The sequence below is a fragment of the Stenotrophomonas sp. YJH_SMC_19 genome (assembly GCF_059367915.1).
The window spans coordinates 325,045-337,036 of sequence record NZ_JCAFRI010000003.1 but is presented as its reverse complement, the minus strand read 5'-3'; the positions used below and the strand labels follow the sequence as shown (position 1 = coordinate 337,036).

The following is an 11,992-nucleotide window of genomic DNA, read 5'->3' as shown; positions in this document are numbered from 1 at the left end:
CCCGGTAGACGCCAACCTGCATCTGGTGGGTGCGGACCGTTGGTCCGCACGATCCCTCAGCGCAACGCGCCCAACCATGCCACGCACGCTTCGCTCGGGCTCTGCTTGGCTTTCGCCGCCAGCCCACTCACGCGCACGAAGGTCTGCGCGGCCTGCGCCACCACCTGGCGTGCGATCAGCGCCGCCTGCTTGGTCGCGGCCTGCTGCTTGCGCAGCTGCACGATGTGCACCGACGGCCGGCCCACCGGCGCGTATTTCTGGTCGCGGCGCAATACATCGGCCACCTGCGCCACTTCGAATTCGGCCTGCAGGTAGCGGTGCTGTGCCTCCACCAGCTCACGCAGCGGCGTGCGCAGTGCGGCGGTGTCGGCGAAGGCGGCCAGTGCCGCATCGCAGGCGGCGTCATCGGCAAAGCGGGTACGCAGCGCATCCACGCTGGCCAGGGTCAGTTTGGCCATGTGGGCCTCGTTGCTGCAGGAAAGGAGCGCGATTGTCGCATTGCTTGGCGTGTTCCGGAGCGGCGGTCTTCCGTTTGGTAGAGTCGACTGCTCTTGGCGCGATGCCGGAAACCCCCGCGCTGCGCGCGATAGTCGACTAACAGTCGACTCTACCTGGCTGGCGTTTCAGGCGCAGCCGCACCCACGGAAGGAAGACCCATGCAGGACGCGCAGTACTGGTTGAACGAATTCTGGTCGGGCCTGAGCGTGCTCGATCTGCTGGGCGGCAGCCTGCTCGGCACGCTACTTGGCTTGGTGCTGGGCATCCTCGGCTGGCGCTGGCTGCATCACCGTGGTTGGTTGCAGCGGCGCAAGCGCTGGCATCACTGGCTGCTGGCCAGCTATGTGGTGGTGCTGCCGCTGGCCACCGCCTTCTTCGGGCTGCAGCTGGGCTTCACCGCCGGTGCGCATCGCGCGCTGTTCAAGCAGCTCGATCATTTCCAGCCGCACCTGCAGACCCTGGTGGAAGGCTGGAGCGAAGGCTTCACCGACTCGCCGGACGACCCGCGCATGCGCGAGGCATTGCGCAGCCAGGGCACGGTGGGCGATGTGGCCGACACCATCGCCTCGGCCTACCTCAGCGAACACCCGTTGCCCGGCCTTGATCGTCTTGGCAACGGCCCGTTGGCGCGCGGCACCGGCTGGGTGATCGGTAAGGTGCGCGAAGGCCTGCTGCGCGGCATGGTGGAAGACACGCTGGTGGACAAGGCCGGCACCCTCGGCCTGGAACCCAAGGTGGTGCGCGAAGCGCTGACGATGCATGTGGATGAGCTGCTGCACACCCGTGGTGTGCTGCGGCTGGTGAAGGCGCAGATCAACGGCATGATGCCCGGCGTGTATTTCGGGCTGTTGCTGCCGCTGCTGGTCATCGCGCTGCTGGTGGCGCTGGAGATCTGGGCCGCGCAGCGGTTCGGGTGGGCGCAGCAGGTGGTAGTGCCGGCCGCTGGCCGGCAATTGCAAGTTCCTGCAGAAGGTTCATGAGGTTGCCGGCCAGCGGCCGGCACTACCTGTTGGAGGGCGTGCGGATGCTGGCGCTGGAGATCTGGGCCGCGCAGCGGTTCGGGTGGGCGCAGCAGGTGGTAGTGCCGGCCGCTGGCCGGCAATTGCGGGTTCCTGCAGAAGGTTCATGAGGTTGCCGGCCAGCGGCCGGCACTACCTGTTGCAGGGCGTGCGGACCAACGGTCCGCACCTACCAAGGAGGGGCCGCACCCACCGTCTTTGGATCAATCGCCGTCGGTTTCGTCCGGGTGGGCCTTCCAGTAGCCGGTCGAGCGGATCCAGTCGCGTGGCACGCCCAGGTGGCCTTCGATGAATTTGCGCATCATCCGTGCGCGGCGCGATTCGGTTGCGATCCAGTAGAAGGCATCGCCGTCCGGCGCCTCGAAGTCGGTCAGCATGTCTTCCAGCAGCGTGCTGCTGGCGGCCGGGAAGCCATTGCGCTCCAGCCAGTGGATGCGCACATTCTCGTATTGCGGCAGGTCCTGGCGTTCGGCCTCATCGCTCACTTCAATGAAGGCCTGCACCTCGGCACCATCCGGCAGCACGTCCAGCCAGCGGGCGATGGCCGGCAGCGCGGTTTCATCGCCGATCAGCACATAGGCATCGTAACTGTCGGCCACCACGAACGAGCCGCGCGGGCCGCCGATCACCAGCGTGTCGCCCGGCTGCGCGCGCTCGGCCCACGGCCCGGCAATGCCCTGGTCGTGCAGGACGAAGTCGATGGCCAGCTCGCCGGTTTCGTGGTCCCACCAGCGCGGCGTGTAGTCGCGGGCCGGGGAAGGCTCCTTGCCGGCCGGATAGCTGCGGCCTTCGGCGGTGACCACCGGCAGCACCATCTCGCCGCTGGCATTGGGGAAGAACAGCTTGATGTGGTCGTCAGCGCCGGGCGAATCGAAACCGGCCAGCGCGGCGCCACCCAGCACGATGCGGCGCATGTGCGGGGTGACCTCTTCGGTGCGCAGCACGGTAAGTTCACGGAAGCGCACATCCAGGCGCAGGCGCGTGTTGTTGTGTTCGGTCATGGGGTTACCTGCAAGGGTGTCGCGCGGGGGCGCGCGGCGTAGGGGAGACCTGGCTGGATTCAGTCTGGCTGGGTCGTTGAAATGGGTGGGCTCTCGTTACCGGCCGTACCGTTGAGCAACGCGGATGCCCGCGTCAGCAGCGCCGCTACTTCTTCCGCTTCGCCCTCGGCCCAGCGGCCGTGGTGATGCACCAGTGCCCGCTTGAACTCGCGCAGGGCACCGGCCAGCGGCGGCGGCAGCGAGGCCTTGGTGATCTCGCGGGCACGGTCGAAGGCACGTCGCTGCGCCAGGCGCACCTGGGTGCGCTGCACCTTCAGCTCGAACTCGCCGGCGGCGGTGATGCGGAAGATCCGCTTCCCGTCCACTTCCTCGGCCTCGATCCAGCCGGCCTGCTCGAAGCTGGCCAGCAGCGGGTACATGGTGCCGGCGCTGGGCGTGTAGGCCTGCATGAACTGGTTGCTGATCAGCTGCATCAGCTCGTAGCCATGGCGCGGCTGCTCGCCGATCAGGGCCAGCACCAGCAGGCGCAGGTCGCCACGGCTGAGCACCCGCGGCTGGCCGTTGCGGCGAGGCACGGCCGAGTCGGTGGAACGGGCTCTGGGAGAAGGGGTACGGCTCATTTCGATATATCGGTAAACGAGTGTGCAAACGATATATCGATATATCGAAGCCGGCAATCATCGATCCGGCCACAAGCAGGTCTGTTTTGGGCCACGGCCGGCCCCGCCCACAGCAAAAGGGGCGCCCCTTGCGAGGCGCCCCGGGCAATGCTGTGGAAGGGAGTGAGGCAGGGCCAGACGGCGGACCGAGGCGGGCGAGGCCAACACTCGAGGTCTACCCTGAGGGCACCGCAGGGGCCAATCCAGAGGCAGGTGCGACACGTTGTCGACGGTTCAGCGCCGGCACGCGCAGCCGATACAGGTGGGCATGGCGCTGCCCTACAACCGTCATCGGTAGCGGTAACACTGCGTCCTGCACATGGGCGCAGCGGCCCGCAAGCGACAGCCCGCGCAGCCACCAAGGCCCGCCGCAGGGCCTTCAGCGGCCCCGGCAAGCCCCTTGCGGACACTGGCCGGTTGCATCCATACGCCTGCGTAGCCAAGTGACGAAAGCCCTTGGTGCGCTACACTTTGCGGTCTAGAAATCTATACAACAGTCGCGCGCGTGCGTGCGGTTATGGGAGCGCTAATGAACTGGTTGAACGAGGTGCTGAACAACGACCCGAATCCTGTGGAAACCCAGGAGTGGATCGAGTCGTTGAAGGCCGTTATTGATGTCGAGGGCTCCGAGCGCGCGCATCAGCTGCTGGAAGGCATGGTGGAACTGACCCGTCGTTCGGGCGCCTACCTGCCGTTCTCTCCCACCACCGAATACGTCAACACCATCGAACCGCAGTTCGAGGCCAAGAGCCCGGGCAATGCCGAGCTGGAATGGCGCATCCGTTCGATCATCCGCTGGAACGCGATGGCCACCGTGGTCCGCGCCAACCGCAAGCCGGGTGACCTGGGCGGCCACATCGCCTCGTTCGCCTCCGGCGCCACCCTGTACGACGTGGGCTTCAACCACTTCTGGCGCGCCCCGAGCGAAAACCACCCGGGCGACCTGCTGTTCATCCAGGGCCACAGCGCCCCGGGCATCTACGCGCGTTCCTTCCTGGAAGGCCGCATCAGCGAAGAGCAGCTGGACAAGTTCCGCATGGAAGTGGACGGCGGTGGCCTGTCCTCGTACCCGCACCCGTGGCTGATGCCGGACTACTGGCAGACCCCGACCGTGTCGATGGGCCTGGGCCCGCTGGCCGCCATCTACCAGGCGCAGTTCATGCGTTACCTGGAAAACCGTGGCCTGATCGAGAAGTCCGACCGCAAGGTGTGGTGCTTCATCGGCGACGGCGAGAGCGACGAGCCGGAAACCCTAGGTGCCATCGCCCTGGCCGGCCGTGAAGGCCTGGACAACCTGATCTTCGTGGTGAACTGCAACCTGCAGCGCCTGGACGGCCCGGTGCGCGGCAACGGCAAGATCATCCAGGAACTGGAAGGCGTGTTCCGTGGCGGCGGCTGGAACGTGATCAAGCTGCTGTGGGGCGGTTACTGGGATGCCCTGCTGGCCAAGGACACCAATGGCGTCCTGAAGAAGCTGATGATGGAAACCGTCGACGGCGAATACCAGAACTGCAAGGCTTTCGGCGGCGCGTATACGCGCGAGCATTTCTTCGGCAAGTACCCGGAAACCGCTGCGATGGTCGCCGGCCTGAGCGACGACGACATCTGGCGCCTGAACCGTGGTGGCCACGACCCGCACAAGGTGTACGCCGCCTACCACCAGGCCGTGAACACCAAGGGCATGCCGACCGTCATCCTGGCCAAGACCGTGAAGGGCTACGGCATGGGCAGCGCCGGTGAAGCACTGAACCCTACCCACCAGACCAAGAAGCTGGACGACGAAGCGGTGCGCCACTTCCGCGACCGCTTCAACATTCCGGTGACCGACGCGCAGCTGGCCGACGGCCAGGTGCCGTTCTACCACCCGGGCCCGGATTCGCCGGAAGTGCAGTACCTGCAGGAACGCCGTGCCGCGCTGGGCGGTTACCTGCCGCAGCGCCGCCGCAAGGCCGACAAGACCTTCGTGGCACCGAAGCTGGAAAGCTACGACCGCCTGCTGAAGAGCAGCGGCGAGCGCAGCTACTCCACCACCATGGCCTTCGTGCAGAGCCTGAACATCACCCTGCGCGACAAGGAACTGGGCCCGCACATCGTGCCGATCGTGGCCGACGAAGCCCGTACCTTCGGCATGGAAGGCCTGTTCCGCCAGATCGGCATCTACGCGCCGTTCGGCCAGAAGTACAAGCCGGTCGACGCCGACCAGCTGATGTTCTACCGGGAAGACCAGAGCGGCCAGGTGCTGCAGCAGGGCATCAGCGAGCCGGGTGCGATCAGCTCGTGGATGGCCGCCGGTACCAGCTACTCGGTCAGCAACGTGCCGATGCTGCCGTTCTACATCTACTACTCGATGTTCGGCTTCCAGCGCGTGGGCGACATCGCCTGGCAGGCGGCGGATATGCGTACCCGCGGCTTCCTGCTGGGTGGCACCGCCGGCCGCACCACGCTGAACGGCGAAGGCCTGCAGCACGAAGATGGCTTCAGCCATCTGGTGGCCGGTGGCATTCCGAACGTGCGCAGCTACGACCCGACCTTCGGCTTCGAAGTGACCGTGGTGCTGCAGCACGGCACCAAGCGCATGATGGAAGACCAGGTGGACGAGTATTACTACGTCACCCTGATGAACGAGAACTACACCCACCCGGAAATGCCGGAAGGCGCGGCCGAAGGCATCGTCAAGGGCATGTACCTGCTGACCGACGCCGGCAAGCCGAAGAAGGGCGAGCTGCGCGTGCAGCTGCTGGGTTCGGGCACGATCCTGCGCGAAGCTATTGCTGCTGCCGAGCTGCTGGACAAGGACTTCGGCGTGACCGCCGACATCTGGAGCTGCCCGAGCTTCAACGAACTGCGTCGCGATGGTTTCGACGTGGAACGTGCCAACCGCCTGCATCCGGAAGGTGAGCAGCGCAAGGCCTACGTGACCGAGCTGCTGGAAGGCCGCCAGGGCCCGGCGATTGCCGCCACCGACTATGTGCGTGCGTATGCGGACCAGATCCGTGCGTTCGTGCCGATGTCTTACACGGTGCTGGGTACCGATGGGTTTGGCCGCTCGGATACGCGTGCGAACCTGCGCCGGTTCTTTGAGGTGGATCGCTACTACATCGCGCATGCCGCGATTGCGGCGCTGGCGAAGGAAGGGAAGATGACCGCGAAGGATGTGGCCAGGGCGATCAAGCAGTACAAGATTGATCCGGAGAAGGCTAATCCTGTTGGGGTTTGATGCGGTCAATTGGTTGATTAATTGATGACGATCTGCAGCAAGGGCGGCCACTGGTCGCCCTTGCTGTTTTTGGTGCGGGAACCTAGTGAAAAGATGTCTGCCAACCTTGTGACGTCTAAGCGTCTAGAAATGCGTTGGAGCGGGCGCCCAAGAGTCACTTCGCGCAGATCAACTGATCCGGCCAGGCCACCTGTTCTTGCTAGGGGTGTCTCCGCTGATCATGAAGAAGGTCTCCCTCTGCGAACAACTCCCCGCAGGGCAATCTAGGTGACGGCACTTTCTCTGAAGCCACCGGCGAGATCAATGGGCTGATTGCCTTGCGGCCTTAACGACAAAACGTGAGTGCGGTTGTAGTTCAGTCATCACGACCCCATCCGCACGGGCAACGGTCGACGTCTGGTGCCAAGCAGAGGCCTTTGACCGAACTGATGTTGATGACGAGCAGGACTCGTACAAGCTCACCAGCAGCACCTTCTCTAGACGGCGAGGTGTAATTTGGAATGACAGGCTCACGGGGCACTCGTGAACTTCATATCTGGCCAGAATTGGCCCAAGGGTATTCGCTGGCCAACGTACTGATGGCGTCAGCGCCATTCCAACGGGCTAGCCCGGCCTCAACTGTCCTGTCAAAATACGCCAGACTGTGACTGATGCGGCCTCCTTCCGGAAGGCGCCGGCGCAGGCGGCCCCAGGGTTATGGTCAGGGAGCGCTGCTACGTGAGTCATCCTTTCGATTGGGGTGTCGTATCGCCAGCTCGCTATGCATGGACCGAGACCGTGGGCGAGTGAATTATGTTGCGGCGAGCTCCATCTCGACGCGGCGATTGGGGAAGATCTTGCAGAAGAACTTTTTGAGTGTTGTTGACCTGTTCGCAGGCTGTGGCGGCTTCGGACTTGGTCTTGAAGAGGCGGGATTCACGCCAATCTTCGTCAACGAGCTTAATGACGATGCCCGCAGCACCTACCTCGTAAATAGGCGAGATCGCTACGCTCATTTTCGAGAAGGAATGGATGAATCGCGTTGGCTAAATCCATTTAGCTCTTCTGATGCGCGAAAAATGACGAGGAAATCCTACCTCGATGATCTGGAGTCCAGATTCGAGTCGACTTTCGGAATAAAACACGGGGAGATCGACCTTGTCGTCGGCGGGCCTCCTTGTCAGGGTTTCTCAGGAATCGGCCATCGTCGTTCCTACTCCGTAGACAAGCATGACATCCCATCCAATCATCTTTTCAAGGACATGGCGAGCATCATTCGCCACCTTCAGCCCAAGGCGTTCGTCTTTGAGAACGTGAGGGGCTTGCTTACTGCGCGTTGGACTCCCGAAGGGGAGCCTGGCGAAATTTGGTGGGCGGTCAAGCGTGCATTCGCACGCATTGGCAACTATAGAATTGCTTCCCAATTGCTACATGCAAAGGATTATGGGGTTGCGCAGAATCGGCCGCGAGTAATGCTCGTTGGAATCCGCGACGACATTGCGGGGGCGGCTACTCGCGTCGACTGTATCGATGAAATAGACGACACCGCCATCGGTCTTGGTTTTTTGCCTCGGCCGATCGGTGGAGCCCCAGATCTGATGGATCTTCTTGGCGATTTAATAGATCCAGAGTATACAAATGGCGGGCAGACCGCTGTCTATCCGAAAGGGCCTTCGGCTGATATCCAGTATCTACTCAGGAAAAAACTTTCTGGTGAGGTAGCTGAAATGGGCGCGCCTCTGACGGATCATGAATATAGCAAGCATAGTGACCACGTGAAGGCGAAGTTTCAGGCAATGATCAATGGTGACCACTACGTAGGGACGAAGAAATTTGCCCAACGTCTGCTGCCTCCAGTTTGGGGCGCTAAAGGGCCAATGATCACAGCGACCTCCCTACCCGATGACTACGTTCACTTCAAACAAGCGCGAACGCTGACTGTACGAGAATGGGCGCGACTTCAGGGTTTTCCCGACTGGTACCAGTTCCGTGGGAAGCGGACCACGGGCGGGATTCGACGCGCAGGAAATCCTCAAGAAGGAATTCACTTCAGAGAACTGCCGAAATACACCCAAATTGGCAATGCGGTACCGGTGCCGCTCGCTCGGGAAATCGGAAAAAACTTGGCGGGAATCCTTCTTGCGAAGCGGTAGCCCAAAGCGAACGTGAATTTCCATGGATTAAGGAGCAGGGGGGGGTTATGGATACATCATCAGATCGTAAGTTTGAATGCGCGCGCGCTACAGCCATCAGCGATGGATTGGAACGTCTGCAGGGGAGAGCATTTGGCGGCGAAGACGTCGCTGCCAAGCCCGAGAAGCCGGATGATAAATGGTGGCCTCGAGCGGCACTTCTTCCGGGAGTTCAAGCCGCAATTGATCGCTTTAGTACAAATCCATCGCCGGAAGTGGCGATGGAGGTGGTCTTCCTTATGGGAGGTGCTGGAAACGGAAAATCATTCGCAGCAAGAGAGCTGGGTGAGCGCCTTGGGCTTCGCAACGAAAATCCAGACGCGCTGGCGCAGCGAACCTACACTGCGACCGTTGATGGCGCCAAGTACTATCTGCTGAATGATGCGACCATCGCGCCCAGGGGCGATTACGAGAATCAAGAGATTGCTTTGGCAACCGACCTGCTCGACTGGTTCGAGCAATCCTCCAAAATGCTGGTGCGCAGCTTCTGTTGCGTCAATCGAGGCATCGTGGCCGATGAGATTCGTGGGCTGCAAGAGGTTCAGGGTGCTGAGCCTTCGCTTTCATTCTCGATCCTTCGATGGCTAGCGAATCCTGAAGATCTGAGGTTCGATCAGATCGGTGCGACTGAGCTGAGGGCCCTGCAGCACGACGTTCAGAGTGCTACACGAGAGTTGGAATTTGTACTTGCGGGTCGTCGCGTAAGGTTGCTTTCCCTTGCCGTGGACTCTTACTCGCTCTTCGAGCTGGATGGCAGTGCTGGACACTCCCGTGGCCAGGCATTGTTCGCAGAGCTACTCGCCAGATTTGATGGTGTGGAAGGAGAACGACCGGACTTGTGCCCGATTCGCTCCAATATCATCCAGTGGCAATCTCAAACGGGTCAGAGCTCTTGGCAGCAGCTGATGTCATCTGCAGAGATCGCGTCAGGTCGGTTGTATAGCTATCGAGACGTATGGGGTGCTGCAGCTATGTCGCTGTTAGGTCCAAGGGTAAATCTTGGATCAAAAAACCAAGAAATTCTAGAGTATTTGGATTCGCTAATAGGTGTTGCGACCAACTGCCCCGATGCTCGAGGCCGACTTGCCGCAGTTATTTCGCTCTCAAAGCATCGCGCACACTGCGCAGTCTTCCGTTCTCCAGTTCCACAGATAGAGCTTGACGGCACCGAGTTTCCACCTGCGACTCCGATCCACGCCGGGCTGGCATTGGTTGATCCTGCGGTATGGAGAAGCGCTGACTCGAAAAGCGTGGAAGCAGCTATGCAGTGCATAGCAATGGGCGAGCTTCCTAGCAGAGAGCTCTTGAAGATACCCGATGTTCCTAATGTCTGGTCTAAGTTTGACGAATATCTGGAAAGGACTCTGCTCGAATACGTAGATAGTCCGAAGTGTAATGACATCGAACGTCGCAGACTGATTTCTTGGTACGGCGCATACGTCGCGCGACTGGTAGGTGTGGCGCGAGGTGCCTATGGAAACGTCAATGTAATAGAAGAGTGGCGGAGATGCCATCGATCCTGCATCTCTGGATCCGCGAGGCTCCCAATCGAGCTCGAGCAGTCGATCAGCGCGCTTATATTTCCTCCGCATCCTGACGGTCCCGCCAGTAGCATGCTGTTGCCCGCCTTCTCCGTTAGGGCGGAGCCTGTCTCTTCTGTTAAGGAACAAGTGCAGCCAAAGCTCGTTGAGATCGTTTCCGTCGCGAGTGTAAGCCTTCAGGTCCGAAGGCAGGGAAGCAGGTTGGTTATCGAATGTTACATCGCAGGTAATCCAGCGCCGATTGGCCAGCTTGTGCTTGACTTCGCACTGATTCGAGAGGCGCAGGCGTTTAACCAGGGACTCTGTGGCCAGACCGAATCCACGACTTACATTGAGCCTCGCATCGAAAGATGCAGGTCTTCAAGCATGGCTGCAATTGATCGAACGCAGCGAAGACTTGCGGTTGTGGCCAATGGAACCTACAAGGAAGTTGAGAGATGAGTAATTATTTCCCTGAGCTAAAGCGACCGCAGTATCCATCGAGCCCGGAAATTCTTCTCTCGGCTTTGGCATGGTCGGTAGTACCTAGGCCAGCCAGTGCTCCCCGCAATACGGGGCTGATATACGTTAGAAAGGACAGCAACAACTTAACACGGCCATCAGCATCCAAGTTCAATACTCACCCTACCAGGCCTGTAGGTGAGGATCTGACAAAGTTTTCAGAAATCCTAAAGAAGAAGGGGTTCGTCATTCACGACGGGACACTTCCTGAATTCGTCGTTGAGGCCGTTACGGACTCATTGATGGGTGCGCGTGCTGAAAAGGGGGTCGGATACGCATCGTCTGCTATCGGCCTGTGTGGCGCATTGCTTCAGGATCCTGCGGGAGGTCTAGGTGCACCAAATCCCCCTAACTTTGCCAGTCTTCTAAATACGATGTACACGCTTGGAGGGGGTGAGGGATCTGCATCCGAGCTTTGGTTCAAAGTTGCAACTCACTATGCGGCCGATCCTACACTGAGTCGCATAGAGGCTGCGCTGGCAAAAACGACTCTGAGCGAATTCCTGCCTGCAGACTGGCCGCCGACTACAGTGCAGCTACACGAGGGAGCCCAATCGACGGCCCTGCCTTCCTGGTGGCATGAGGACGTGATTGCGAAGCAGATTGGAACGCCATTCTCCTGGTTCCGCGACAGCTGGGACAGACTGTGCTCTGAAAGTTGGTACACAGCATTGACGCCGAGGAAGTGGGCGGCGTGGGCGGTTTGTGTGCTGCGCAATGCGCTGGGGTTCTCCTTCCTGTGGGAGGCAAATTTCTTTGCGGAACTGGTTCGCGGCGTTAGAGATATTACGCGCGAACCCTCTGCTGTCGCGCGAAGTGCGCTTGTGCCAACGCGGCCGCTGATTGCGTACCAAAAAGGGAGCATTGCTCAAATGGATGTCATGCCTGGGATAAAACAGGCATTGATTCAAGGGTCGGCATATCGCAAAGCCCTTGGCGAGGTGCTAGAAGGAGAAGGCGACCCCTGCAGAAATCTTGTTGACGTAATTAACCTGCTGAGGCACGACCACTCTGCGGCGCTCAGGGAAAAACTGGAGGTCGGAGACGTATCTGGCACGACTAACCTCGTTGAGACAGTGCGCTATTCGCTAATCGAACGTAGTGCGTCCGATGTTCCAGATCATCATGCGCTATTGAGAAGGATCAGTAGGAACTACACTCATGTATCGCCAGGGCCGGAGTGGATTGTTGTCATGGCAGCAGTTTCCGCCTCCTCTCCCACGCAAGAGCTACGCCTTGGTGACGTACAGAGGCAACTTGATTCGCTGGGGCTGAAACCGCGAATTGACTTCCTTCTTGCCGAGCTGGAGCGCGCAGGGCTCTGCGTCAGTGCTTCAGATGGCGACGAGGGGATACAGATTAATTTGGGTATTGGGGGGAACTAA

General features: G+C 60.6%; 9 protein-coding genes. 6 read left to right on the top strand and 3 right to left on the bottom strand.

What is annotated here, in order from left to right:
* Positions 1-56: 56 nt before the first annotated feature.
* Complete coding sequence (locus AC5P5R_RS06100) at positions 57-458, bottom strand: hypothetical protein (RefSeq protein ID WP_100438298.1); 402 nt, start codon at positions 456-458, stop codon at positions 57-59.
* 198 nt (positions 459-656) lie between these two features.
* Between AC5P5R_RS06100 and AC5P5R_RS06095 the strand changes: the two genes are divergently transcribed.
* Entirely contained in the window at positions 657-1,478 is an 822-nt protein-coding gene (locus AC5P5R_RS06095; RefSeq protein ID WP_164281682.1) for a hypothetical protein, read from the top strand.
* Positions 1,475-1,627 carry a hypothetical protein gene (locus AC5P5R_RS06090; RefSeq protein WP_158230113.1) on the top strand — a complete coding sequence of 51 codons (153 nt, stop codon included), beginning with the start codon at positions 1,475-1,477 and terminating at the stop codon, positions 1,625-1,627. The genes AC5P5R_RS06095 and AC5P5R_RS06090 overlap by 4 nt, the downstream gene beginning before the upstream one ends.
* Positions 1,628-1,720: 93 nt before the next feature.
* Here AC5P5R_RS06090 and AC5P5R_RS06085 read toward each other — a convergent pair whose 3' ends face one another.
* Together AC5P5R_RS06085 and AC5P5R_RS06080 are read right to left on the bottom strand one after the other, a co-directional pair.
* Positions 1,721-2,518: a siderophore-interacting protein gene (locus AC5P5R_RS06085; RefSeq protein ID WP_164281681.1), complete on the bottom strand. Its 798-nt coding sequence runs from the start codon at positions 2,516-2,518 to the stop codon at positions 1,721-1,723.
* A gap of 59 nt (positions 2,519-2,577) precedes the next feature.
* Positions 2,578-3,138, bottom strand: a complete 561-nt coding sequence (locus AC5P5R_RS06080; RefSeq protein ID WP_172986187.1) for a PadR family transcriptional regulator — start codon at positions 3,136-3,138, stop codon at positions 2,578-2,580.
* 568 nt (positions 3,139-3,706) lie between these two features.
* Between AC5P5R_RS06080 and aceE the strand changes: the two genes are divergently transcribed.
* The 4 genes from aceE (at position 3,707) to AC5P5R_RS06060 (ending at position 11,992) form a co-directional block, all read left to right on the top strand.
* Entirely contained in the window at positions 3,707-6,394 is a 2,688-nt protein-coding gene (gene aceE / locus AC5P5R_RS06075) for a pyruvate dehydrogenase (acetyl-transferring), homodimeric type (RefSeq protein WP_164281679.1), read from the top strand.
* Positions 6,395-7,158: 764 nt separating this feature from the next.
* Positions 7,159-8,526: a DNA (cytosine-5-)-methyltransferase gene (locus AC5P5R_RS06070; protein WP_164281678.1), complete on the top strand. Its 1,368-nt coding sequence runs from the start codon at positions 7,159-7,161 to the stop codon at positions 8,524-8,526.
* 47 nt (positions 8,527-8,573) lie between these two features.
* Complete coding sequence (locus AC5P5R_RS06065; protein ID WP_164281677.1) at positions 8,574-10,547, top strand: hypothetical protein; 1,974 nt, start codon at positions 8,574-8,576, stop codon at positions 10,545-10,547.
* Entirely contained in the window at positions 10,544-11,992 is a 1,449-nt protein-coding gene (locus AC5P5R_RS06060; RefSeq protein ID WP_164281676.1) for a hypothetical protein, read from the top strand. The genes AC5P5R_RS06065 and AC5P5R_RS06060 overlap by 4 nt, the downstream gene beginning before the upstream one ends.

Excerpts from the sequence above, each read along its gene's own strand:
- AC5P5R_RS06090 (WP_158230113.1), top strand. The coding sequence starts at position 1,475 with ATGAGGTTGCCGGCCAGCGGCCGGCACTACCTGTTGGAGGGCGTGCGG.
- AC5P5R_RS06065 (WP_164281677.1), top strand. The coding sequence starts at position 8,574 with ATGGATACATCATCAGATCGTAAGTTTGAATGCGCGCGCGCTACAGCC.
- aceE (WP_164281679.1), top strand. The coding sequence starts at position 3,707 with ATGAACTGGTTGAACGAGGTGCTGAACAACGACCCGAATCCTGTGGAA.
- AC5P5R_RS06060 (WP_164281676.1), top strand. The coding sequence starts at position 10,544 with ATGAGTAATTATTTCCCTGAGCTAAAGCGACCGCAGTATCCATCGAGC.
- AC5P5R_RS06100 (WP_100438298.1), bottom strand. The coding sequence starts at position 458 with ATGGCCAAACTGACCCTGGCCAGCGTGGATGCGCTGCGTACCCGCTTT.
- AC5P5R_RS06085 (WP_164281681.1), bottom strand. The coding sequence starts at position 2,518 with ATGACCGAACACAACAACACGCGCCTGCGCCTGGATGTGCGCTTCCGT.
- AC5P5R_RS06080 (WP_172986187.1), bottom strand. The coding sequence starts at position 3,138 with ATGAGCCGTACCCCTTCTCCCAGAGCCCGTTCCACCGACTCGGCCGTG.
- AC5P5R_RS06070 (WP_164281678.1), top strand. The coding sequence starts at position 7,159 with ATGGACCGAGACCGTGGGCGAGTGAATTATGTTGCGGCGAGCTCCATC.
- AC5P5R_RS06095 (WP_164281682.1), top strand. The coding sequence starts at position 657 with ATGCAGGACGCGCAGTACTGGTTGAACGAATTCTGGTCGGGCCTGAGC.